This is a genomic window from Proteus vulgaris, assembly GCF_011045815.1.
Lineage (GTDB): Bacteria > Pseudomonadota > Gammaproteobacteria > Enterobacterales > Enterobacteriaceae > Proteus > Proteus vulgaris_B.
Window position 1 is genome coordinate 2,323,509 of record NZ_CP047344.1, and the last position, 24,915, is coordinate 2,348,423.

General features: G+C 34.7%; 28 protein-coding genes. 6 read left to right on the forward strand and 22 right to left on the reverse strand.

What is annotated here, in order from left to right; all coding sequences use genetic code 11:
- The first annotated feature begins 80 nt into the window (after positions 1 to 80).
- A complete protein-coding gene (gene glpX, locus GTH24_RS10980) occupies positions 81 to 1,061 on the forward strand; it encodes a class II fructose-bisphosphatase (RefSeq protein WP_072068336.1) in 981 nt (326 codons plus the stop codon).
- Between the two features lie 107 nt (positions 1,062 to 1,168).
- Here the strand turns inward: glpX and GTH24_RS10985 are convergent, their stop codons facing one another.
- The 4 genes from GTH24_RS10985 to GTH24_RS11000 form a co-directional block, all read right to left on the reverse strand.
- Positions 1,169 to 2,200, reverse strand: coding sequence for a methylphosphonate esterase (locus GTH24_RS10985; RefSeq protein ID WP_072068337.1), 1,032 nt, complete (start codon positions 2,198 to 2,200; stop codon positions 1,169 to 1,171).
- A gap of 10 nt (positions 2,201 to 2,210) precedes the next feature.
- Positions 2,211 to 3,167, reverse strand: coding sequence for a DMT family transporter (locus tag GTH24_RS10990; RefSeq protein WP_072068338.1), 957 nt, complete (start codon positions 3,165 to 3,167; stop codon positions 2,211 to 2,213).
- Between the two features lie 131 nt (positions 3,168 to 3,298).
- Positions 3,299 to 4,036, reverse strand: a complete 738-nt coding sequence (locus GTH24_RS10995; RefSeq protein ID WP_072068339.1) for a glutamine amidotransferase — start codon at positions 4,034 to 4,036, stop codon at positions 3,299 to 3,301.
- A 27-nt stretch (positions 4,037 to 4,063) separates the two neighbouring features.
- On the reverse strand, positions 4,064 to 5,284 hold the full coding sequence (locus tag GTH24_RS11000) for a PfkB family carbohydrate kinase (protein ID WP_072068340.1): 1,221 nt from the start codon (positions 5,282 to 5,284) through the stop codon (positions 4,064 to 4,066).
- A gap of 1,028 nt (positions 5,285 to 6,312) precedes the next feature.
- Between GTH24_RS11000 and GTH24_RS11005 the strand changes: the two genes are divergently transcribed.
- The gene (locus tag GTH24_RS11005) at positions 6,313 to 6,804 is read left to right on the forward strand and encodes a DUF4822 domain-containing protein (RefSeq protein ID WP_115349900.1); all 492 of its coding nucleotides are present in this window, start codon (positions 6,313 to 6,315) and stop codon (positions 6,802 to 6,804) included.
- 151 nt (positions 6,805 to 6,955) lie between these two features.
- Here the strand turns inward: GTH24_RS11005 and GTH24_RS11010 are convergent, their stop codons facing one another.
- The 4 genes from GTH24_RS11010 to GTH24_RS11025 all read right to left on the reverse strand — a co-directional run bounded on the left by GTH24_RS11010 (position 6,956) and on the right by GTH24_RS11025 (position 10,010).
- Positions 6,956 to 8,092, reverse strand: a complete 1,137-nt coding sequence (locus GTH24_RS11010) for an AAA family ATPase (RefSeq protein ID WP_164526406.1) — start codon at positions 8,090 to 8,092, stop codon at positions 6,956 to 6,958.
- The gene (locus GTH24_RS11015; protein WP_115350106.1) at positions 8,089 to 8,793 is read right to left on the reverse strand and encodes an RNA ligase family protein; all 705 of its coding nucleotides are present in this window, start codon (positions 8,791 to 8,793) and stop codon (positions 8,089 to 8,091) included. The genes GTH24_RS11010 and GTH24_RS11015 overlap by 4 nt, the downstream gene beginning before the upstream one ends.
- 255 nt (positions 8,794 to 9,048) lie before the next feature.
- Entirely contained in the window at positions 9,049 to 9,603 is a 555-nt protein-coding gene (locus tag GTH24_RS11020; protein ID WP_072068343.1) for a YiiX/YebB-like N1pC/P60 family cysteine hydrolase, read from the reverse strand.
- Positions 9,603 to 10,010, reverse strand: coding sequence for a DUF4878 domain-containing protein (locus tag GTH24_RS11025; RefSeq protein WP_164526407.1), 408 nt, complete (start codon positions 10,008 to 10,010; stop codon positions 9,603 to 9,605). Before GTH24_RS11025 ends, GTH24_RS11020 begins: the two co-directional genes overlap by 1 nt.
- A gap of 817 nt (positions 10,011 to 10,827) precedes the next feature.
- Between GTH24_RS11025 and GTH24_RS11030 the strand changes: the two genes are divergently transcribed.
- Positions 10,828 to 11,085, forward strand: a complete 258-nt coding sequence (locus GTH24_RS11030; protein WP_072068345.1) for a hypothetical protein — start codon at positions 10,828 to 10,830, stop codon at positions 11,083 to 11,085.
- A 110-nt stretch (positions 11,086 to 11,195) separates the two neighbouring features.
- Positions 11,196 to 11,888 carry an XRE family transcriptional regulator gene (locus GTH24_RS11035; protein WP_072068346.1) on the forward strand — a complete coding sequence of 231 codons (693 nt, stop codon included), beginning with the start codon at positions 11,196 to 11,198 and terminating at the stop codon, positions 11,886 to 11,888.
- A gap of 21 nt (positions 11,889 to 11,909) precedes the next feature.
- Here the strand turns inward: GTH24_RS11035 and GTH24_RS11040 are convergent, their stop codons facing one another.
- The 4 genes from GTH24_RS11040 to GTH24_RS11055 form a co-directional block, all read right to left on the reverse strand.
- On the reverse strand, positions 11,910 to 12,536 hold the full coding sequence (locus tag GTH24_RS11040; protein WP_072068347.1) for an ABC transporter ATP-binding protein: 627 nt from the start codon (positions 12,534 to 12,536) through the stop codon (positions 11,910 to 11,912).
- Positions 12,530 to 13,306, reverse strand: a complete 777-nt coding sequence (locus GTH24_RS11045; RefSeq protein WP_072068348.1) for an ABC transporter permease — start codon at positions 13,304 to 13,306, stop codon at positions 12,530 to 12,532. Before GTH24_RS11045 ends, GTH24_RS11040 begins: the two co-directional genes overlap by 7 nt.
- 100 nt (positions 13,307 to 13,406) lie before the next feature.
- Positions 13,407 to 14,162 (reverse strand): molybdate ABC transporter substrate-binding protein, encoded by a 756-nt coding sequence (gene modA / locus GTH24_RS11050; RefSeq protein ID WP_072068349.1) that lies wholly within the window; start codon positions 14,160 to 14,162, stop codon positions 13,407 to 13,409.
- A gap of 253 nt (positions 14,163 to 14,415) precedes the next feature.
- Entirely contained in the window at positions 14,416 to 15,399 is a 984-nt protein-coding gene (locus GTH24_RS11055; protein WP_072068350.1) for a sugar-binding transcriptional regulator, read from the reverse strand.
- 371 nt (positions 15,400 to 15,770) lie between these two features.
- On the opposite strand from GTH24_RS11055, the gene cutA reads away from it, so the two are divergent.
- Both cutA and sra read left to right on the forward strand, forming a co-directional pair.
- Positions 15,771 to 16,079 carry a divalent-cation tolerance protein CutA gene (gene cutA, locus GTH24_RS11060; RefSeq protein WP_082151763.1) on the forward strand — a complete coding sequence of 103 codons (309 nt, stop codon included), beginning with the start codon at positions 15,771 to 15,773 and terminating at the stop codon, positions 16,077 to 16,079.
- A gap of 385 nt (positions 16,080 to 16,464) precedes the next feature.
- A complete protein-coding gene (sra, locus tag GTH24_RS11065) occupies positions 16,465 to 16,698 on the forward strand; it encodes a stationary-phase-induced ribosome-associated protein (RefSeq protein ID WP_072068351.1) in 234 nt (77 codons plus the stop codon).
- Positions 16,699 to 16,820: 122 nt separating this feature from the next.
- Here sra and GTH24_RS11070 read toward each other — a convergent pair whose 3' ends face one another.
- From GTH24_RS11070 to GTH24_RS22170, 10 genes are all read right to left on the reverse strand, one after another.
- Positions 16,821 to 17,876: a DNA polymerase beta superfamily protein gene (locus GTH24_RS11070; RefSeq protein WP_164526408.1), complete on the reverse strand. Its 1,056-nt coding sequence runs from the start codon at positions 17,874 to 17,876 to the stop codon at positions 16,821 to 16,823.
- A complete protein-coding gene (locus GTH24_RS11075; protein ID WP_164526409.1) occupies positions 17,860 to 18,639 on the reverse strand; it encodes a nucleotidyltransferase domain-containing protein in 780 nt (259 codons plus the stop codon). The genes GTH24_RS11070 and GTH24_RS11075 overlap by 17 nt, the downstream gene beginning before the upstream one ends.
- 795 nt (positions 18,640 to 19,434) lie before the next feature.
- On the reverse strand, positions 19,435 to 19,926 hold the full coding sequence (locus GTH24_RS11080) for a hypothetical protein (protein ID WP_072068354.1): 492 nt from the start codon (positions 19,924 to 19,926) through the stop codon (positions 19,435 to 19,437).
- 278 nt (positions 19,927 to 20,204) lie between these two features.
- Complete coding sequence (locus GTH24_RS11085) at positions 20,205 to 20,363, reverse strand: hypothetical protein (RefSeq protein WP_164526410.1); 159 nt, start codon at positions 20,361 to 20,363, stop codon at positions 20,205 to 20,207.
- Between the two features lie 113 nt (positions 20,364 to 20,476).
- On the reverse strand, positions 20,477 to 21,148 hold the full coding sequence (gene ptuB, locus GTH24_RS11090) for a retron Ec78 anti-phage system effector HNH endonuclease PtuB (RefSeq protein WP_102138699.1): 672 nt from the start codon (positions 21,146 to 21,148) through the stop codon (positions 20,477 to 20,479).
- Positions 21,149 to 21,153: 5 nt separating this feature from the next.
- Positions 21,154 to 22,794, reverse strand: a complete 1,641-nt coding sequence (gene ptuA / locus GTH24_RS11095) for a retron Ec78 anti-phage system effector ATPase PtuA (protein ID WP_111759692.1) — start codon at positions 22,792 to 22,794, stop codon at positions 21,154 to 21,156.
- Positions 22,787 to 23,731 (reverse strand): retron St85 family RNA-directed DNA polymerase, encoded by a 945-nt coding sequence (locus GTH24_RS11100; RefSeq protein WP_231619286.1) that lies wholly within the window; start codon positions 23,729 to 23,731, stop codon positions 22,787 to 22,789. The genes ptuA and GTH24_RS11100 overlap by 8 nt, the downstream gene beginning before the upstream one ends.
- Positions 23,732 to 24,142: 411 nt before the next feature.
- Positions 24,143 to 24,370, reverse strand: a complete 228-nt coding sequence (locus GTH24_RS11105; protein WP_102138702.1) for a type I toxin-antitoxin system ptaRNA1 family toxin — start codon at positions 24,368 to 24,370, stop codon at positions 24,143 to 24,145.
- A gap of 72 nt (positions 24,371 to 24,442) precedes the next feature.
- Positions 24,443 to 24,697: a hypothetical protein gene (locus GTH24_RS11110; protein ID WP_102138703.1), complete on the reverse strand. Its 255-nt coding sequence runs from the start codon at positions 24,695 to 24,697 to the stop codon at positions 24,443 to 24,445.
- A gap of 20 nt (positions 24,698 to 24,717) precedes the next feature.
- Complete coding sequence (locus GTH24_RS22170; protein WP_231619285.1) at positions 24,718 to 24,915, reverse strand: conjugal transfer protein TrbL; 198 nt, start codon at positions 24,913 to 24,915, stop codon at positions 24,718 to 24,720.

Here is a 24,915-nt window from a genome sequence, read left to right on the forward strand (position 1 = left end):
CTAGCACTCAATTTCAAAAAAAAGGTATGATCCATCAACTCCCTTAATCTTCCATTTGTACTAAAAAACACACTCATAATATGAAATTAAATGACGAATTAACTAACGCAATTGCTTCTGTAACAGAAGCAGCGGCCATTGCAGCCATGCCTTGGATCGGAAAACAAAATAAAAACGCAGCAGATGATGCCGCCGTAAGTGCCATGAGAGCACGTTTAAATAGCTTAAATATCAACGGTGAAATCGTTATTGGTGAAGGCGAAATAGATGAAGCACCGATGCTTTATATCGGTGAACAAGTCGGTAATGGAAAAGGTGAAAAAATAGAAATTGCTGTTGACCCTATTGATGGCACTCGCATGGTAGCAACGGGTGAAAACAATTCTCTAGCTATTTTAGCTGCAGGTTTTGAAGGCAGTTTTCTACAAGCTCCCGATATGTATATGGAAAAATTAATTGTCGGTAAACAAGCTGCTGGCGTCATTGATCTGAACCACTGCCTAGAATATAACCTTGATGCTATTGCACAAACATTAAATAAATCACTTGAGCAACTTACGTTAGCTATTTTAGACAAACCTCGTCACCACGATATTATTAACGATCTTCGTTCCAAAGGGATCAATGTTATTACACTACCTGATGGTGATGTTCTTGCTTCTTTATATGCCACAATGCCAAATAATAGTATTGATGTTATGTACGGTATTGGCGGAGCTCCAGAAGGTGTTATTAGTGCTGCGATAGCTAAAGCACTTGGTGGTGATATGCAAGCTCGTCTGATTACACGCGACATCGCAAAAGGAAATACTGCAGAAAATAGAGAGTTTGCTGTCAGTGAAATTGCTCGCTGTCATAAAATGGGAACCGATGTAAATATCAAATTATCACTAGATACATTAGTTCGTAATCAAGATGTGATGTTTGCAGCAACCGCCATTACGGCCGGTGATCTTTTATCTGGTGTTAACCAACAATCCCAATATCTACAAACACATTCTTTAGTGATTAATGGTTCAACACATTCACTACGTTATATTGAAAATTACCACTTACGTTAATTTTTCAGTTCATCTCCAGCTCCTTGAGACATAAAAATGCGGCACTCGATTAAGGTGCCGCTAAATACTTCAAGGGTATGTTTATTGTTATTTATTTGAACTCAGATTTAAGCCAATAAATTTGCTGGATTATCAACGCATAACTTTTTGATAATAGAGTTATCAATGCCACGTTGAGCTAATAATGAAAGGAAGACATTCGGAACAAATCCCCAGCCATTTCCCCCATTTTTTGCCCACATTTGTTTTAAAAACACATCATGGCTTAATACAATTTGGCTACCATAACCTCTTTCAATTAAGGTTGCGACAGCTTCAACAGTATCCATAACACTTGGCGCAGCCCCTTCTTTAGGGAAAGAGATATCAAGGCCAATCATATCAAACTCAAGCCAAACACCGCGATCAAGCATTTTGCATTGATAATCAATATCTTTACCCGATGGATCAGAATGTGCTAATGAAATTTTTGCAGGGTTACAGCCCATTTCAGATAACAGAATATCTAAAACTTCATCACCACGACGTTGCCAGCCTGGCATGTGAATATTCATAGAAGCATAAGGATTATTATTTTGAGCCATTGCCGCCGCACGTAAGCTATTTTTCTCACCGTCAGTAAAGAAAGGAGAAACTCCAATCTCACCAATCATTCCTGCTCGAATATCTGTACCATCAATGCCTACATTTAATTCGTCATCAATAATCTTTGCCATTGCCTCGATATCATCAGCAAGACGTTGACCTTCAAACTTTTCAATATAAAGCCCTGAAGAAGCAACAACATTGATCCCTGTTATTTCTGCAACTTGTCTTAGTTTTCTAATATCACGCCCAATAGATGAAGATCCCGTTGCATCAACAATCGTTCTGCCACCTAATTCTTTAAAGTTATTTAATTCAAAAATAACATCATCAATTGGTTTTTTATCCATATTATCGCAACAACAATAAGGATCGTATTTAAGTCCCCATTGAATATCGGCACTGACTTTTTTATCAACTAATACATGTGAGAATTCATAAAAAGGTTCATCAACAACACCAGAGAGATCATTAAACAGGTGTTCATGAGGTAATGTCAGTCCCATATCTTCTTTTTTAACTGGGCCTGTTACAGTTTGAATATAACCTTTCATCATGTTACTCCTATGCTTTCGCTGGCTTAGCGGCTCTGAATTCTGGGATTGTGGTTACAATCGCGCCCACTAACGCAAATAATGTACCGATGATTGTCACTAAATAAACGGTATTACCTAATGATGGTAATAACAGATCAATTAAGACAGAACCTAATAACTGACCCGCTGTGGATGCGACACCTAACATCAACAAGCCTAAACCGCGAACTAAAATAGCCATTAACGCGATAGACATCAGTCCTAAAGGACCGCCTAAATACATCCACCATGTTCCTGGTAATTCAAGTGTGATATGACCTAATGCCATACGAACAATTAAAGCAATCGTTAAAACAGTAAAGCCAACAATAAAGTTCCAAGTGATAGACACCATCATAGAACCTGTTGCTTCTGCGACTTTAGAGTTACCCGCTGGCTGCCAACCGGCTAATAGACCTGCAAGGAAAGGTAAGATTGCTAAATAAATGAATGAAGTTGAATGCCATTGCGGAGAAACAACAAATAGAGTTGCAACAACGGCTAACACTGCACCTAATACACGATATGGCGTGAAATATTTTTTCTCATCCACACCCACACCAAAACGGTCACATAACAAGCCGGATAATAACAGTGCTGAAATTAATGCTGTTTGGAAAGTAGCAATCCCCAATGCACTTGCAGAAGCGCCTTCAGAGAAAACAACCATCGCACCACAAAGACCCGCAAACCAGTTCCATAATGGGATTTTGCGTGTTTTAATTAAACTTGGAATTGATGCAAATTGCTGACGGTACTGTTTTTTCGACATTATGATAAAAAACATTACCACTAAACCACTAGCAAAAGAGATAACCGCACTGGCGTTACCATCTTTTAAAACGTGTCCTAGCTGCCCATTCACCGCAGATTGCATTGGTGATAGCATACCTGCTAACACGGTTGCTAACATCAGCAAGGGTGTTGATAAATTTTTTGTACTCATAAGATGTTCCTTTTGGATTATTGGCTATGAGTGATTTCTTTTTTTATTTTTCAAGTAATCGGTTTTTTTATTAGCACAGAGCCGCAACCCTGCGCTTTTTTACTTTTTATGACAGTTATTCTGAATTCAAATTAACGTGCAATTTGCTTAAGAATATTGACCCACATATCCGCATAATGAGGCCATGCTAAAAACTCTTTACTTCCCCAGTGAGGAGAACAGTCACTCATAAAGCAACCTGTTTTTCCTTTTTCGAATTGACCAAATACCAGTAATGGATCTTCACCAATATTTAATACGGTTTCTGTATTTTCTTTAGCTGATACTTTGTTATAGCCAAGGAACATCGGCCATTCACCAAAGCCTTTTACTGATGCATGTTCTGCATTTACTGCATTTGCAAATACGCCTTCAGGTGCTTCAACACGATCGTCACCATCTAGCATTTCAACAGGCAGAACTTCTGCAAGTAATGTATTTTTGTAGTTTGCTTTAGCTTCAATACCCATAAATGACAGGTAACCACCAATCATTAATAAGCCACCGCCATTCGCTACAAACTCTTTAATTAATCCCAATGCATTAGGAATAACTTTCATGTTGTAGAAAGTATCGTTTTGCAGAAGGAACGTATTTGCACCAATATCACTTATGACAATGACATCGTATTTAGCCAATGCTTCTGCTGTTTGTGGAAAAGCAACCTGAACGGTGTGAGCAGGCATATAATCGACTTCAACACCTTTCTCTCTTAAGCAACTTAATAAGAACGTTGAACCTTCTTCATATTTGCTGGAAGTAAAGCTGTCGTAGCCTTTAGAGTGGATCATATGAATGTGCCATGACTCACCAATAAATAAGATTTTCATTTTTATTCCTCTTTCAAAAAAGATTATTTATTCAGGGGATTGGGTGACAATCTGTGAATATGTTGTTTGATTGATGCGATGCATGACATTAATATCTTCAGGCATTTCTGAAGCATTACTCGTCTCAACAGCTAATGATGAAAAAGCTGATGCATAGCGTAACGCATAAGAAAACTGCTTTCCTTTTGCCAATGAGGCCGCGAGCGCGCCATTAAAAGCGTCACCTGCCCCTGCGGTATTCTTTACCACTGCCGGATATGCCGGAGAGTAAATATACTTATATCCGTCATAAGCTAACGAACCTTTACTACCTAGCGTAATAACCACCTTATTTACGCCTTGTTGATAAATAGAAACTGCCGCATTTTTTGCAGATCCTAAGTCAAGAACTTCTATTCCAGATAATAAACTTGCTTCCGTTTCATTAGGTGTTAATACATCTATCATAGGAAGTAATTCATTAACTATTTTGTTATAAGGCGCTGGATTAAGAATAATAGGAATATTATTTTCATTTCCAATAGCAATAATTTCTTTTAATGCTTCAATGTTTGTTTCTAACTGTAATAAAATAATATCTGCATCAATAATTTTATCTTTCTGTATTTTTACTTCATCTGCAGAGATATCCATGTTAGCACCAGAATAAATAGAAATAATATTCTCTCCACTCTCTTCCGAAACAAAAATAGACGCTGTTCCTGTTTGGTAATTTTCAGTTTGATATATCGTTGATGTTTTTATTCTTGATGACGATATAAAATTAACTGCATAATCACTAAATTGATCAGTACCAATCTTCGTAATAAAATGTACTTGTGCATCGGCATAACTCGCTGCCAATGCTTGGTTACAGCCTTTACCTCCTGGTGAGAAGATAAATTTATTTGATAATAAGGATTCCCCGGCTTCTGGCAATCTAGGCAAATAGCTAATCATATCAACATTAAACGAACCCAGTACGCACACCTTATTTATTGCTGTTTTATTTGCTAAATCGTTTTTGTCAATTTGATCATTACATTCTAGAAATTGTATTATTTCTTTCTTAGCGACTTTATCTAATGTCTCAAATTCTATAAAAGCGCCACCATGGCATCTTTTTATAATTCCTTTTTCAGCTAATGTATTTAAATCTGATCGTATTGTTTCTTTGGTAACATCAAGTTCTTTAGCCAAAACAGAAACTTTTACTGCACCATTACCTTTTATCAGATTAATTATTTTTTTATGACGCTCTGCTTTCATTTAATGTTACCTCTATGGCAACAACTTTAGTTTATTAGTTGTTATGGGATTGTGATTACAATCATATGTTATTTATTAAAAGCAAAAAAAAGCAGAAATACAAAAATAAAAAGCAAAAAGAAACAGAAATAAATAACGATAAACGTAAGATTATTTAATAAATAAATTAATATCTTGTTTCTTTTTAAGAAAAAACAAATGCGACAAATAATTCATTTTTAATTTATTTATCATAAGTAAATTTAATACTATATTTTTCTTATTGGCTATGGATAGTAATATAAATTAAAATAGAAAAATAAAAATTACTTTTTAAGATAAGTAGTTACGAAAAATTAATTTTATCTTTATACAAAAAAACAGTAATAATGCTTAAATTAAATACAATTTAATTGAATCGAGCAATGCATTAATTATTTTTATCATCATTATTTTCACGACGTTCTTATAATAAAGAAAACTTAATCATTACATAGGCTGAAAAACCGAACTCTCTCTATAAATTAGCGTCATTTAGTTAAGAAATACAAAAGCAATGCCCAAAACACGCTCAATATTCATCTTTCATTTTTGTGATCTTGATAACATTAAGTCAGATAACGAAGTTCTTTTTTAGGGGAAATAAAACTCATTTTTTGAATTTATCTTTTTTCTAGCGATTTTTATCAAAAAAATCCATTATGCTTTGTCTATTTAATACATCATTTAGTCAAACTTTAATTTTGTTTTGTAAATCAAAAAGAAATTTTATTTTTTTCATTAGCTATCAATGAAGACTATTTGTTTTTTACACACTCAGTTTGAAGTAATTATCACTAGAATAAGAATAAAAGCAGAGAATAAGATTAAAAAAACAAATAATCACGATATTTATTGCTAATTATTTTTGTCAGTTAATCTTTTTATCAGAAACATTTTGTCATACTTCTTTCCTCGCACTTCATCTATTTTATGCCTAAATTTATACATACAGTCAGACACAACATAAACTCCTGACAAAAAGTACAACGTAAAATAAGGATATATAAATGAAAATAAAATCACTTATCGCAATCTCATTATTAAGCGCTAGCTTTTCTCTTTTTGCCGCTGAGAATTCAACATCATCCACAAATATGCAAGCTCAAGGTGTTATTCAAGCTCAAAAAGAACTGAATAACTATGAGAAACTCATGATAGAAAAAGTCTGGGTAACGACTGATGCAATTGATGAAAAAGGCAATAAAACAGACGCAGGTAATGCCCAAGTGAGTAATTATTTTGGCCTTGCTGAATATTATCCTAATGGTACATTTATTATGTTTACACCGGAAGGTAAACAGAAAATGCAAGGCGATTGGTCTATGTCAGATGATGGCAAGATACGTACCTTAGTTGCTAAAGACACTGAAGGTAAGACGTTATTTACCCGTGATGTAGAAAATATCACGATTAAAAATGATGAATATACTTATCGTATTTATCCAAATGCAGAAGATCGCAACACCTATTTCGATATTGTACATCATATTAAAAAATAAATTTAATACGTTGTTTTGCCTGCCAATAAATCCCTCATAAACAAGAAAAAGGGCTATTTTGTAGAAACAAAGTAGCCCTTACTTTATGGTTATAACTTACATCTCAGGTAACTATTTGAATAATGCTAAACGCCAAAATTAACCAATTAAATTAAAGCAATGTTTGTGATTTCCCTTCGACCCAATAAATTACTTTATGTGCTTCTTCTGGCGTTGGAACTTCCAATTTACTTAACATACGATCCATTACTTTAATAGGTACCACTTCATTCCTTGCATTATTTTGCTTTTTCCATTGAGTATAAGGCACTTCAATGTAAACCAGCGTTATTTTTGCATTATAACGATAAAACAAAGAGATCAGCTGATCCCGCATTTTTCTTGTAATATTAGTAGCATTCCAAACAAAAGTTTTATGCTCTCGTAAATAAACTCGAGCTTGCTCTTTTGCTTGTTGTGCTATCCACCCATTAGCATCTCGATTATCGGGTTTAATATTATGTTGGCGACGTAGCTCATCTAAACTCACGATAGGAATATCTGCACAATATTGGTGAATGTAGGTATCTTTTCCCATCCCGGGTAAACCACAAAGTACAGTGACGTCACTTCCTTTTTCAGGATAAGGCTCATAATTACAATCAGCACTATTCTCTGTATGAAAATAATAAAAACAGGCTTTATTTGAAGAGAACGGAGCAGGTTTGCGCCAACAATTTAACTCTTCACAATAAAGTGTAAATAACGTAATTTTGTCAAAAAGCCCTTCTTTATCATCACAATCTCGTCCTAAAACATCCGCCTTAGCCAGTAAGGCAAGCAAATAACAATCCACTCTTAACGATGCTGCAAGTAATGCTTTTTTAGGATCGGGCTTATCCATTACCCACAAAGGTAATCCATGAAAACGAACTAAAGCTACAATTTGCTCTCTATCAGCAAAACTTAATGGCACTTTCTCAAAAAGAAAACGACGAGTCGTTAATTCACCTTTACGCGCATGACCTGGAGAAATAATACGTCCTTCTTCTTCTCGTGTTGTAGAACGTTTTTCTACATCATGAAGAAGTGCCGAGATCCATAAAATTTGTTGATCTCTTTCTGTCAGAGTTTCATATTCAGGTAATGATTTAACTGAATTGATTACTCTTTGTGTATGTATCGCCACATCACCTTCTGCATGATGAATGGGGTCCTGCATAACACCCGCCATATCACTAATTTCATCATACAATTCACAAAGGTGCTCCCATGACATCTCAGTGTGTAATTTCTTATGAAGCATCATTGAAATCCCTGTGTTTTTTCCCAGATTAACGGAGCACGTCGCCAATTTTTTTTCCAATGAACATCCGTTTTTACATGATCTTTTCTGACATATTTAAAAACACGATGAGAGAAATCATTTAAAGAAAATGACTGTATATCTCGAGTCACAATGCCTTCCATTGGGCTTGGTTTTTGCGTTAAAACATCTTGAGATTGAAAAAAACTTGCCTGTTTGGCTTGTGAAACAATCATATTTTCAAACTCTGTTTTATCCTGACATTTAGGCAGTTTAATTTCTGGCACAGTAGGAAGATCAAATAAAGAAGCATAAAACTGCACTTCTTCCCAACTTAGCCATTTATCTTTATAACGAACTGCAAACACATAGAAATATTCTTCTAAGTGTGCATATTCAATAGAATGAATGGCATATAGATTTTCACCAAAAATATCTAACTCACCTAAATCGTTTTTCATCATTTGCCAACGTTGACGCAATTGAGACGTCCATGCCGATTGCGTTGGTGTGGCATGAGACCGCGCAAAAACCCCCATTTTATTTAGGCAATTATTTTCCCCATCCAACTTTTCTGTATGGATAAGATGTTTTATTTGGCAAATATCCTGCCACCATTGCGCATTTATACGATCGTCGTTTGTTGTGCCTGGTGAAAAAGGATAGTGATAGGTTCTATCATATTTTTGTGATTGATTATTCATTATTTTGTACTCATTAAGTAACAGAGGTTCTACCAAATTTAAATAATTATTCGGTAAGTGAATTTTCTGTTTCTGCACCATGACTTCAGTGCCTTAATGTGTATTACATAACTACAACCTAAATAATCAAAAGTGAGAGGAAATAAATCTAGAGGGATATTACCTGTAAGTTTCAAAAAGAGCTAGATATTTAATCTTCAAATTTATTTGTCTTTCTGTATTAGTAGAGACTTGAAAAGAGGCTAATCATAATGCTTATTGAGGATAAAGAATTACATTTTCAGAATTAATTAAATTTTCAGGAAAAATAAGTGGAATATCTGAAATAAACGGCATATCTAATATTTGAGTTCCTGTGGAAATAGATACCCCCGCCTTTAGCCATGCATCAGCAACTAACTCTGTACAATAAACGCCTTGCTTGGGATAAATACTAAAGTTTTCCCCCACGCGATTTAATGCAATTTTTACAGCATTACTTCTAGCTTCTTCGCTTCCTTTTACTTGATAAAATTGCACAGTATTGGCTTTTGCTCGACTAATAAAGAAGTCTATATTATCAATGGTAACTCCATCTTTTATATCCATATGTTCACTTGGTGTTGAATGGATCACTTTAATACCATTATCCGAAATCCACACCATTCCTACGTGACTAAATCCACTTCTATCGACTTGCTTAATTATTTCACTAATCGCTTCATCACCTTCTCGAAAAACTAAATCACCATTTTTTAAATCAAGAGGCAAAGCGAGCGCATAAAATGCACCCGCTAAAAATAAAGCTAAAATAGTAAAGGCACGGATCATCACTTGAAATTAACTTTCCATTTACCATCAACATTAATCATCTCTTGTGCTTGAGTTTTTTCCACACCATCTTTTAATGTAGTTTTTAATGTCACAATTGCACTATTTTTATCTTCACTATATTCAACGCTGATAATTTCAACTTTACTCAAGCCACCTTGCTTTTTAACTTGTTTACCTGTTTCCTCTACAATCATTTTAAATTTATTATTAAATTGTTCAGCTCTTGGATCTCCTTGCATTTCGCTTAAGTGAATTAATGAAATAACTTTATCACCATTCCCTGCAGCAATCGCTTCAACGAATGCAACTGCTGCCTGCCCCGGATCCTCTGTTTTATCACCACACGCTGATAGTGTTATTATTGCAAATATTAAAAACAGGTATCCCATGACTTTTTTTAACATAATTTATCCTTACCTTAGCATGCTATTTTTCAACCAATGAAACTTATACAAAATATATCTAATATTAAGATATAAGATAGTTAATATATTACTTAATAATTAACTCAATAATGAACAATATTTTCACTTTTTCTCTGCTAAATTATACGTGATAAAAATAAATTTCGGCATATTTTTATGTCATTATTTATTTAAAAAAAGGTAATTTAAAATACCTTTTTAACTATTCATAAAAAGAGTATTTTAAATACTCACAAACAACTGGCTAGTTATAACATAAAACAACTTATCTTTATTATAAATCAACAAATTAAAGTAACATCATTCTATCTACCTATCTAATTTTGTTTTCTTTTTAATGACACTATTAAAGATAAAAATTAAGTATTCTAAGCATCATTATTTGGAGAGTTCTTAAAAATAAAATTATTCTCTATTTACCATGGCAATTACTTTAATTAGAACTAAATGTAATTCTCCCTAATTTATCCACTTAACCGGCATCATTTATATTAATATTTTATGAAGCGTATCAACCAATGCAGTAATAACAATATTACAACATTAGGTTATGTTAAAAAACAATTCAATTTGTTTTCATTCTATATTTTCTCGTATTAGTCCCTATTATTTGGGCTGGTTGCCTATAACACATCACTAATAAATACAAACAAACACTAGAAAAATTGTGATCAAATACACCTTTTTGCATCATTAATCCTATTTAAGACAAATAGAAACTGCTTTTTTATCAACAAATAGGTAATCTAGCTGTCTGATTTTGATGACCAAACATGAATAGTTAAAAGGATATTTTATGTTTACTTCACAGCTCATGCTGGTCGGTTATGTGTTATTGGTAAGCCCTTGTGGAAATGATTCTTGCGATGCTGTTCCTGTTACAGAAACCATTTATACTAAAGATGAATGCTCCACTCGACTTAACTACTTAAAACAAAAAAGACCTGACCTTATTATTTTCTGTGGAGAAGTCTTAAGAGATCCTGATGTTACTGATGAAAATCCTTATCTCACACCACCAAACAGTGCAGATGATGTTTTCCAAATTAAGTAGTTAACCTACTCTTAATTTTATTATCAAGATAAAATACAATTTAATTTGTTTTCTTTTTACGATATACTCTTTGTACTTGAATATGTAAGGACACGTATTAGGAGTCACTAATGTCTATTGCGAAACGTACCAAAGACAAGCGCATTGCGTTAGGTTTAACACAATCAGAACTTGCTACTTTAGCAAATACAACACAGCAATCTATCGAGCAACTAGAAAGTGGTAAAACTAAACGCCCTCGTTTTTTACCTGAATTAGCAAAAGCATTAAATTGTGATTTAGCTTGGCTATTAGAAGGTGAAGAGCAACCTGATGTTGCTTCTGAAATTCCACCTGAAAATGAATGGCAACCTGTTAGTGAATGGGATAGCAATACCCCTTTAGATGCTGATGAAGTAGAAATCCCCTACTTTAAAAGTATTGAGCTTGCGGCTGGTGATGGTTGTTGTACTAACGAAGATCATAACGGATATAAATTGAGATTTTCAAAAAGCACATTACGCCGTTATGGCGCTTCCTCTCAAAATGTCATTTGTTTTTCTGTTTATGGGGATAGCATGTCACCCGTTATCCCAAATGGATCAACGGTCACTGTTGATACAGGTAACACACGCATTGTTGATGGTGGTATTTATGCTATCGAACAAGATGCCTTATTCAGAATAAAACTGCTTTATCGTCAACCAGGCGGCAAATTAATCATACGTAGCTATAATAAAGACGAATTCCCTGACGAATCAGCAGAAACTGATTCTGTAAAAATTATGGGCCGTATTATCCATTGGTCAGTAATGGCTTGGTAATCAATAATCAAGGCAATCATTTCAACGTATTGAATTTTCAGTAATAACTTGTCCTTTAGACAATAGAACCGTTTTATCTGCTAGCGCTCTGATTTCACGAGGTTCATGAGTAACCATGATCATCGTTATTTCCTTAGATTTTAAGGAATCAATTAAATCCCAAAGCTGATAACGCGTTTCCCAATCCAAACTCGAAAAAGGTTCATCCAGTAGTAAAAGTTTGGGTTGGCTAATAAGAGCTCTTGCCAATGCCACGCGTTGTTGTTCCCCTCCTGAAATTTGATGAGGATAACGTGTAGCAAGATGTTCAATTCCCATCTGCTCTAATATCGACCTTTCTCTCTCCTTGCTTCGTTTCTGTTTTGCACCATATTGTGCTAGCCATAAATTTTGGGTTACAGTCATAAATGGAAATAAATAAAGCCGTTGATTTAAATATCGACAAGAACGCAACCACACTGACTGTGTATTAATATTTTTATTTGCAAGGTAGATATCTCCAGAGTACAAAGTGTATCCCGCTATTGCATTTAAAAGTGTTGTTTTACCACTTCCTGATGTACCACTTATTCCTAAGCAAGTTCCTTTTTCTACCTTTAACGAGACGTCTTTTAATATACCCGATGTTAATGAACGAATTTCTAACATGATGTCGTCCTTTCTCGCTGTAAACGATGCAACGCAAATAATAACGTAATTGCGATAGCGATAAGAACGAGTGCACAACCTATTGCCAAAGTGAAGTCTCCACTGGCGATATTTAGATAAATAGCCATGGGTAACGTCTCTGTTTTTAATCTTGTTGCGCCAGCTAACATTAATGTGGCACCAAACTCACCTAAGGCTCTAGAAAATGCAATGATGCTTCCACTCATTAAAGCTGACCAACACAATGGTATTTCAATCAAGAAAAATGTTTTTGTAGGTGTTAATCCTAAATTTTGCGCCGTTTGAATATAAGCGGGATCAACAGACTTAAAGGCAGAGAGGCTATTTCTCATAATAATCGCACTAGCGACATAAGTTTGAGCAATAATAATACCTAAAGGTGAAAAAAGAGAACGAGATAATTCAGGAAAAACACCCGTTAAAGGCCCCTGATTTCCTAACAATAATAATAATCCGATACCGATAACTAATGGAGGAGTAACCAAAGGCAAATCTAATAACGCATCAATAAAACGATGTCCTTTAAAAGGAATTCTTGCCATTGCCCATGCAGCAGGTACACCTAAGATAATTGCTAAACATAAAGATGTTAATGCCGTACTAAGTGACATACCAATAGCAAAATGAAATTCAGGATCAGTAATGACTTGTCTAAATTCAACATATGAAAGTTGGCATATTAATGCGATTAGTGATCCTAAGATCAGAAATAACAATAAAAAAAGTGGAATTAAAGCCCAACGAAACACGTTATTTCCTTTTCTAAAAATAAAACTTATTTTGCTGTAATAATGAAAAAAGCCACCAGTGAGTTGGTGGCGAAAAAACACAATTTATGTGAGAAAAAATCTATGGTTTCGAAATTACAGGAAGAAAACCATAATCAGTAAAAGCTTTTATTCCCTCTGCGCGTGTAAAATAATCAGCAAGTAATTGTGCTTCTTTGGGATTTGCTGATGTTTTTAAAACCGCCAAAGTTGCTACTTCTTCAGGATTACCTTCAGGCACTGGAAGTAAGACCAATTTATCTTGGTTTTTCATTGCATCTGCATATCCAATAATGGCGGCATCCACTTCACCATTAAGCAAATACATTAGTAATTGTTTAATCGTTGCTGTGCGTACAATTACTTTGTCGCGTAATTTATCACCTTGACCTGATACATCAATAAGTTGTTCACCACTTTTTCCTAATGCTATAGCTTTAGCATCACCCATACCTAGCTTTAATGAACTATTCGCAAGATCTTCTAGCGTTTTAATATCGCCCACTTTATCTTTGCGTACAGCAATTACGGGAATATGGCGAACAATAGAATATTGGTTAACAACCAGCCCTTCTTTATCTAACTTTTCCACGTAATCTTGTGAGCCAGGAAAAAACAAATCTCCCTGCTTAGTTAAATTAAAACGTGTTAATATTTGACCTGAACCGCCATATTCAATAGTGACTTTATTTCCAGTTTCTTTTTCAAATACAGTAACAACTTGTTCTACTGGTTGTTTTAAACCAGCACCAGCATAAAGATGAAGTTCAGCTGCCAGTGTATTATGACAAATTAATCCTAGTGCTAGCCCTAAGCTAGCGAGTAATTGGCGTTTCATAAAATAGGTAACCCTAACCATCGTTATATAATTTTTTACATAATGAATGATATAAGAGTTTAAGGCAAGAAGCTCATATAAAAAAAGAGAAAAATGTTAACAACTTATCATTTTTACCTTTTTATTTATCTGTGAGTTTTACAAAAGAAGCTGATCAAAATAAACACTTTAATATATTCATTTTTATCAGAAATAAGTAGATTATAAAATGGTAACTCGCCAACAAATCCCCGTCTTCACGAGGATTTAATTATTAGCTTTCCAACTCTAATAATGACAAGGCGGTCACTTCATCAATGACAATATCAGTAGCGTAACCTCCTTTTATCACTCCTATTGTTGCTTGAATATTTTCCACACCTCCGGCGATAAAGAGTCGCTGCGGTATTTGTCTTAACTGAGCTAAACTTATTCCCATTATCCTAAGGTCAATATCAGAAACCAAAGGATTGCCTTGCGCATCATAAAAGCGTCCGCAAATCACCCCTACAGCACCCAAATCACGGTATTGCGCCATTTCACCACTGGTTAACACACCGGTTGTCACAAGAGGATTATCATCCAATGTATTACCCACAACAAAAAGTGCCTTATTACATTGATTTAGCGCTGAAAAATTACGTCTAATAATAGGCTCCGCTTGAAGCTCCATTGCTAAACGAGCACTCGAAACGACAGCAGGTACATGTAAATTAATACTGCACCCTGATAATTTATTTGCAATTAACGCGGCCGCTTCTGCCGTTTTAAAATCAGGTTGTGGTGCGACAGCCCCTATCATTTGTAGTACGGTGACATTCTTTAGTGATTTGGGTGGAAGATAATTACCTAACTTATAAATTGTTCGTCCCCAAGCGACACCTAAAATATCATCATCACCCATTATTTGAGAAAGATACATCGCCCCTGCTTTCGCTAGTCTTTCTCTGTTCATATTTAATGTATGTTGCGATTTATTTTTTTCTTCATCAGGTAAAATAAGCACATTATTCAGATCGAATTTTGCTTTTATTCTAATTGCATAATCAATCGTAGAAAATACTGATGAATCTAAACTAATATTTACGAATCCTTTTTCTCTAGCTAAATGCAAATATTTCACGACTGTGACTCGGGAAACACCCATAATATTTGCAACTTCACTTTGACTTAGCCCGTCCTGATAGTAAAGCCATGCAGCATAGAGAACGGGATCATTATCAAATAAACTCGCGTTCTTTAGCGAATTATTATCCATTTTAAACCCCACAAATTTTTATAAATCTTTTGACTAATTAATTTATTTTATATTAGAGATATTATTGAAGATAAAAATATCTTTGCTTAAATTAAGCCTTATAACACAAATAGATACATTCTATTAATCTACTAATAATATCGGCACCCTGATATTTTTCTTTACTACAAGAACCTCATAATACGTAAAAAGCCCTTAATAATGCCGTAAACGGTTCATAACGAGAAAGTTTTTTTTGAAAATACCGTTTTATTTCGAGAAAAATAAAAATATTAGCTTTAAGTTTTAAAAAGTTTTATTTTGGTAAAATTAAAATCATCCAAACCTTATCATCAATGTTAATAAATATATTAATATCAGAAGGAAAAGTAATGATAATTGCATACTCAACTGCACCAAATGAAATGATTGCTAATGAAATCGCTCACTATCTCATCAATGCAAAACTGGCTGCCTGTGTAAATCTGATACCCCATGTAAAATCGATTTATCATTGGAATAACGAAGTTATTGAAGATAGTGAAGTGCTTATGATGATTAAATCCGAAAAAAGCAAACAACAGGTTTTAATTGATGCGCTTGCCGAAATACATCCTTATGACACTCCTGAAGTTATTATAATACCGATTGAAAATGGTTTTAAAGGTTATCTTAATTGGATATACCAATCGTTGAATTAAAATAACATTAGCTTTTATACTATTTTTTAAATTATTTTTACGAAAATGATAATGGCTTGTAAATAAAAACACATTGGCATCTCAATTCTTAGACAAGTGTAGTCACGTTAATATTAAATATATTTTATTATTAATGAGCATCTTTAAATATTTACATATAAATAGTCATAAGCATTCAATCTTTTATAGAAATAATATTGAATATTAGCTTGTTTATAAAAAATCATAAAAAATAATTATTTTATATTTTCATTCTCTATTTTTTAAAAACAGAAGATAAACAGCCTTAAATTCTAATTTTATGAATTTACCAACATCTTATTCTCGTTATTATCTGCTATACTCAATACGCTTTCTCTAAATTACACATGAAAAGGAGTGAGTTGTGAAAACAAACAGAGTCGCAAGACGTATTTTAGGTTTACCTTATAATTTAAGTCGGTCTAAAAAGAAAGTGCGTTTTTCCATTATTGCCTCTATAGATGCTGAGAACTTACCTACTGAGCTAAAAAATATGGCTCTAGTCTGTTTAAAGCAAGATTTTAGAAAAAAAGCAGAGAATAAACGTATATATATGAAGCTGACAGATGCTTACCCAGAGTATCTTGCGACTAATTAAATTTTTATACGTTAACGCTATTTTATAAATAGTTATTAGACTAATTTATAACTAAATTATTAATAAATAGCATATCCCTTACATTATGTAAGGGATATTAAGCTCTTGATTAATTTATTCATCTATAGTTTATAAAGTTCTTTTCTAATATTTACCAGTGCTGATTTTGCTGATTGATAATTAATTTCTTCAGGTAAACAACTTAATTTAAATGCATTTTGAATATCTCTTATCAGAATTTCGCTACGCCGTAATAATTCATCATAACTAAATTGGCCGGCTTTAATTGCTAATAATTCATCTCTATTATCACACCAAACTTTTACCTTGTTTTCTTGTGCAATACCTAATGCAACATACAACAATCTAAATGTATGCATCATATTTTTACTATCGTAACTTCGCCCGTGATCAATATTTTGCTGGTAACGTGCATCATTACGTTGCTCAACCCACCGCCAGTAATCGTGGTATTGCTTACGGTATGCGCTATACCCTTCCTTATTAAAACTCAGATAACCCTGCACCTTAGCTTCTTTTGGAATACTGCTTAACAATACATCATTGCTATTCTCTTTTTTAATGATCCCCTGAAAAAGAGAAGTATTATCATAATACATTGCATATAAATCTTGAGCATGAGCTAATTTAGCTAACCCCAGTTGCTCTTGTTTCCAGTGACGGCGATCTAACCAAGAATTAACTTGTATTATTTTTCCACCTTCAATTACATAACAAAAATCTAGAATAGTCTTTAATTGCTTTTCGACTGGATTGACGATCTTTTTATTTAATCCTTGAGATTTCTTAATTTGTCCTTCAGCGTAATGAACAAATGTTTGAATGCAGGTTTTAGATAAAAACCACTCTGGCTTTATTAATGACATTAATGGGTGTCGATAAATAACGACTTGTTCTGGTGAATTCAATAGTTCTAAAATATTTGGATTCGAAGCACATAACAATTCAATAAATCGACCAAGTTCATAATAGACTATATCATTGGTTTTATTGCTAACTTGTGGTGTGTACTCCAATCCATAGAAAAGATCTTTAGGGAGGTAAAACACACCTTTAATATCTGTATCTGATGTTTCTGTCGCAAGATTATGCGAACGGCTTCCTGCAATGCTTTCAAATAAAAGGTAAGGCCTTATGTCTTCAATTGTCAGTTTCATCTAATTTTTTCCTAAACCAATTATTTAAAACATCATTGTCTGGTATTTCTCGCTTTGCTAATTGCACATCTGTTTCCTGCCATAAAAAAAGGATTAGATGTTGCATTGTTTCCGTTGGTACCCAAGTAAAATGCTCATCTTTGTCTGATTTAAATTCCACTAATTCTTTGATAGCTTTTTGTTCTTCGATAGTTAAAACTTTTATCAGCTTATCCAATTCCATAGGCGGAATGTTGCTCGTTTTCACTGTCCAATATGCGGATAAAAGAGAGCGTAGCATATAGAACCATTTTTTTAATTTTATTGGTTCTGCACTAATCTCATTTTTAGCGTTATTTTCAGGAGAATATCCACTCACAACTTTAGCAATTCCTCTGTAATGATGAACAATCACTTTTGGTTGATAATAAAGTTTTGCAAACTCAAATAACTCTTTTTGAACATTAGGATATTGTTGATAAATTATTGGCGATTGGAGCCACTCTAATAATATACAATTCGATTTGCGTAATAAGTGTAGAGCTTTGGTAATATCCCAAGCGCCTACATCAAACCAACTATTTTCTATCCATTCGAAGGTTTCTTTAGGTTTATCAATAGAAAGATAAGCATTGCGAGGCTGTATAAAAATACCTCGCACATCATAATCACTATCTGTTGAGGCAAATCCCCAAGCTCGACTACCACTTTCAGCAACATAGAGTAGTTTTACCTGATACTCTTGCTCTATCTGTGGAAGTTTTTTTAAAATCTCATTATGCATGATGTCCTTATCTCCTATTTGTTATTTTTTCATTAATTTACATCTTAACGCTAATATTCTATGGTTATAACACAGACATAATCCAATACAAACTTAGCAATTTTTTATTTTATACATGTGTAATTAGGTGGTTTATAAATTAAAATAATAACCTCACAACAAGCACAAGATATCGTTCTTAATCACTGTCATTCATCACATTGTGGTGAACGATTTGCTATTTATTCTTGTGAGTTATCGCCTAAACAAGATTTTTGGATAATCCATTGTAACTCTGAGCGTTATGTAACTTATAATCAACTAGAGCATTGTTATGTTAGTGTAAATACCTATTTAGTGGACACCTTCACGGGTAGAATTGATATCATTGCCAGTGGAGAAAGCGTCAAGAATTTTCTGCAAGATATTTATGATACCCAAGCTGCTGGCTATCAGTTTTATCTTCTTCGCCCTACTTTTTTTTCTAAAGAAAACAAAATCGCATTACTTAATTTAAAACAATGACTAGAATGTGGATATACCAACACCATTAAATTACTTACCATTAATAAAAATTGGTTTACTGGTAAACACCGTTATTTACAACATATATAGATATTATTAAATAAGAGAAATATTAAGACAGAATTTATTTTAGCAGATAAAACTGAAGGTATAGTTATTATTGATAATAGTACATGGTTTGGAGGTAATATAAGAAAAGAATTAAGGAAGATTATTGATGGTGGAGTTTGATGGTATATTTAAAATATCAAGAATAGCATTCGTCATGAAAGCTATTCTTATATGTTAATATTATTGGAAATGTGATTTTTCTATATCGAGCCCTGATAAATCGAATTTATATTGAACTTTACCACCTTGATACGCATTTAGTTCAATAATTGCTTTATTTGCATTTTTTAGTTGTTCAAAAAACACCTGAGGTTCAAAAACAAAAACAATATTATCTCCACCTTGTTGAGGGAGATATTCCTTACTCAATATTTCATTATTATCAAATTTAATTGAAAATTGGCAATTCTCATATTCAGTTAATTCACCACAATAAAATTGTCCATTTATCATTTCAAGAAGTACATATTGTGTATCTAAATGTTTTCTTAAAATTATTCTAAGTTGGTTTTCTTCATAAGGGAAACCTAAATTATTTATATTACTAGATAAATTACCAGAAAAATAAAAAGATGTATCTCTCAATTCATCTTTCTTTTCAGAGTATTGCCAATTAAAGGCATTAGCACCAAAAGAAGTCATTATCATTAATAGAAACAGTATTTTTTGCATTGAAAGTCCTCAACATTATAAAAATATATTATTCATAAAAAATAAATTTAAATGATAACAAAATTTAAAATAGTCAAATGACTTAATAAGCTAGATTTTAATACTGTTATCAGTATACGAACTGTAGTATTTCAACCATCAATTCTAAATCCAAACAAAAAAGCCACCAGTAACATACTGATGGCTCTTGGTTTTTTAACCTTTATCAACTATTGCTGATAAACGTTATTTTATTCCCACTCGAATATCAATGAGAAAAAAATACATCCAAATAACAGCTAGTTAGAAATGCTACCTTTCTCGATACCATCATCTGTACCATGCGTAGATTTTTTTTGATTTTTTGCAACTCGTCGACGTTTTAGTTCGGCTTTGGCCCATGCTGAGGATTCTTGCATATCACGACGAAGCTCTTGTTTCTCTTCGGTAGTAAGCATTCGCGGTCCCGATGTAACTCTAGCCACCTTGTTTCTCCAACTTGTCGCTGTGTATTTTAGAATAATTTTTTAGACAACCGTTTAGGACTTTTCATGTTGGAGTGGTTAACCATTTAAAACTGTTCGTTATGTACCCACAAATGTTCTAATGCCGTTGAATGCTGAACTGCTTTAATTCTTTCTAATGCTTCAGATAACTCCGTTTCCAAAAGTTCAGTTAGCTCATCGTTATCATCATTAACCAACATCTCCCAATAACTATCTGCCAAACTTTTTTCTCCCGCAATAGCCGCTTTTCGAGAGTTTTCTAGTGTACTATCACCATCAAGATTGAAAACAGCAATGGTGTTATCAGCAATCTCTTTTTTTTCCGGTGTTAGAGTTGTTTTAGCTCTAACCTTTCCAGAATTAAGGAACAGTATTAGTTCACTAGGATCCATTACATCAGGTTTGCATACCTTAGTAAGATCTATCTTTTTAGCTTCTGGATCCTCATCTTTGAACTTCCCGCAACGATTCGGATTTTTACATGAACCAAATAAATTATCCCAGTCAAATGTCATACTCGGATTTTGATCCTTTTGAATAAAATGCTCAATATGTCTTTTGGTATTATCTTCTTGTAACTGACATTCACAATACGCACAAAAACCACGCTGCATGATGTGGAGCTTTGCCCAAATTTCGTTAGTTAAGCCATTGTTTGAAATAACAGACCAATTATCTCGACCATGCATAAATTGAGCTAAACACAAGGGAGCATCACCACGAACTAATTTCTTCATCAGAATCACTTTCCTTTTAGTGCCCTGGCCTTTAATTTGAACTCTTGAGTTCTAATATTTCCTTTAATTTTCACAACCTCAGGATGATCAATGCCGAAATGCTTAACTATTTTATCGAATAACTTTATGCCATCCTCCGACTTCCAAAGGTTCTCTGCTACCAAACTCGAATAGTCAGAAATCCAATTGGCTTCACACACTGGGGGTACAGAAAATGTTCGCATAATTTGTTCTAAGACATCAGAGCTGCACACACCTTTGGTCTGAAATCTTGGTTTGTCTACAAAAGCAACTCCACTATCATCAAATCGAAGTATACGAATGCAATCTTTATCTACAGTAGATAGCACTTGGGGACTATGAGTAGTCACAATGAACTGTAGGTTAGGGAACGTCTCTTGAAGACCTATTAGAATTTCTTGTTGCCATTTTGGGTGAAGGTGTAATTCAATTTCATCTATGACTACAATTCCATGACTATGTAAAGGGGCGTCAGAGTCGGGATTTAGTTTAACTAAACGCCTTGCCAAGTCTCCGGAGAGAGCTACCAACATTTTCTGACCTTGTGATAGCTGGGCTATATTCACTCTATTCCCAAAGTTATCGACCATTAGTCTGGCTTTTCCTGAACTGCGGTCGACCTCAAGATTCTTCACATCTGGAACAAGTGCTTCTATTGCTTGGTTGACTAGCTCTAAATGTCGCTGATATTTTAATGAAGATTTAGTTTTTACTAAGTTTTCTAACTCTTGCTTTTTAGCATTTAACTTGGCATTGAATACATCATTTTCTGGAGGCGCTTGATCTGCGTATACATCATCAATAGTGGCTTGCAACGTTGCGATCTGCACCTTGAGTTCTTGAACTTCCTTATTCTCTTCACCTTTTGCCCTATTAACGAGCTCGATATAAAGCTTAGAAAAATCCTCCAGTTTTCCGCTTCCATCCAAAGCGGTCTTAAGGTCAGAAAACCTATTGCTGACACTGTCTCCTGAAGCTGTTTCCGTAATCGTTGAAGATAATGAAAAGTCTGAACGTTCAACTGAATAGAATACCAAAAGTGGGATATGTATTGATGGGTTTTTGGCAGTGCTTTTATACATATGAGCAACTTGTCTTATATCGACCACATCAGTAGGAGAACTCCCCTCATACCCCAAAACAGTACTACCAATACTTACATCAAACGTATTCTGATCATCAAATTTAAATTTAGTCGTTACTTCACTGAATTCTTTAGAGTCAACATGGATATCACTTTCTGTAACAGGTCTACCAACTACGTCTGTTTTTTCCAGATTATTATTCAACCATGACAATGTCTTCGCAATAGCATCAGCAACACTCGTTTTGCCAGCGCCGTTGGCGCCTATAAGAACAGTAACTTTTTCATCAAATGAGATATCAAGATCTGTAAACCTTCTAAAATCAGTTAGGTGCATTGAAGATAAAACAAGTTTCTTTTCAAGAAGCGCAGATTCTACTTTATTAAAATATTGATAAGCTAAGTCCTCATTTTTATGCTCTACATTCTTACCTTCAAAGTAGTTTCGATACAACTGATACGAAGATTGAAAATTACCTTTATCTGAGTTTTGAATGAGGTGTTTAACCGTTCTGCTTCTATTTTTTTGTGACTTAGCCATTTGATTCCTCAATAATTTGAGTAATTAACTTAGAAGTATATTTTCGCTTCAATGATTGAACAAACATAGGCTCTACATGATTTGCAAAAGCAATAAGCCCTCTAAGGTGTTGTCTATCCTCAGTATCAAGTTTACTTAATTGAACTTGGTGCACTAAATGTTTGATATATCTTTTGCGCTCTCTTCCTAGGGAAAGAGAGCCATCATTAGTAATGGTTATACCTGTAACATGTCTATTATGGGCTCTAGATGAAAACCTAGTTTTCTTCCTATTGATTCTTATCGCCCCACCAAATAACTCAGCCAGCTTTTCTTTTACAAGCTTAGGAACGACAAAAAGAGAATCCTTGTGCTTGGTCGAGAATGTCAAGTCATCAGCATACCGCGTATAAATAATTTCTTTTTCAGCGCACATATTGCTGACAACACAATCAAATTGATACATGAAGAAATTAGATATTAGTGGAGAGCTTGGTGCTCCTATACTAAGAACTAGGGCACCTCCTGTTGTTTTACTTGGGGACCAGAAAAGTAAATTGTCTAAAGTTTGCATGTCTTGGTTAGTGGGAAGAGGCAATATTGACTTCCAAACCTCCCAAAAGAGCTTAGTAGAGATAGAATTAAAAAAATTTTCGAGATCAAGCTTAAGTAGGTAAGGATTATTTTTATGAGCAATTGCATTTTGCTTGATACCCAGACCTTTCCTATAAGCCATAGCTGAACCATGGATAGGTAACTGTTGTATTTCCAGAAACTTACGCTGATACTCTTTCAACTCTTTAGAAGGCTGAGCTATAACACGGTGCCCAGAAGTACGCTTTGGAATAGTATAGACTTTATACCTTTTAGGCGCACTCTGGAGAAAGCGACCGACTTCGTCTTCACTCTTTTTCAGCTCTAATGCTAACTGCTCTATCAAAGTCATACCTAATCCCATAAAAAAGCCCAAAAGCAACACTCTTGGGCTTTGGGCTCAACTCTTTACTAGAGGAAGCGATAGGTTCGCAACCTGATTGACGAACGGAGTGAGGAGATCAGGTTGCGAACCTATCGCAACCATAAAACCGTTCAATAAATTAGAGTCTGGCTAAACACCCGACTAGACGGATTCGTCCTAAGCTAAAGAGCTCTATAACTATATCATAACTATATGAGGTTATTCAATTTCATGTTCTTGATGCTTTACTTCTAATAACGTGTTGCCAGCAGAAATGGGGCTTTGTGCCTCACACCAGCTCGCCTTTGGCTACACCTCAATTAATTTCTTTCCTCGGACAGGCAGTACACCTTGATAGATGTACTGCTTTTCCTCGTATTCGTTTTGCCTTATCGTTCATCAGCTTTTGCCTCAGTTACTTGTCACCAGCCGGATAGTGTCCAACGCCTGCTCGAAGTCCTCCGGCGTCGCTCGGCCAGTTTCAGCCTGGTAGTAAAGGATCGTAAACATATTGGCGACCGCTTCTGCGACAGACGAAATCTGCTGAGCGGTTTCCTGATCAATGAATTCTAGGGAGGCCAGCTTGATTGCTGCCTGATGAATTGCGTGCTGAACTTCGATATTATGTGTGATTGCCATGCGTCACCTCTCTGACAGGTGGTATGTGAAAATTCGTGCCGGTGCACCATCACCGGCCCGTGTACTTTCGTTCTACTTGCGTCGGCCAAACGGCCAGCGTCTCATTTTGTCGATTTGATCGACCGATCTCGTCATGTCCTTGTAAGCACGTCCGGCCAACCTGTTTTGGAATACCTCCATTTTGTCGGCAATGTCTTTCATCTTCGGGCCGTGTCCGGTGCTGTGCAGCCACTGCCCCAAAAAATAGAAGGCCAGCATCACAATGAACATCCCTGCGAAGAAACCAAATACCTCCGCAAGGTTTTGAGGTGGAAAGCTAAACTCCATAATCAGTAATCCTTATCTAGTTAGGCCATACGACTCTTTTTAACAAAACTGGCAACCTCTTCGTTGCGCTCCTGCTGGCGTTCCTGGGCATACGACACGTAGTCCTCAACATCGAAGGTGTGCTTTTCCGGGTCACGCTCTTGCCATTCTGCGTGCGCTTGGCGGGCTTCTTTTTGGTCCTCACTGGATAGGCCATCAAAGCCGCCTGTTTGATTCAT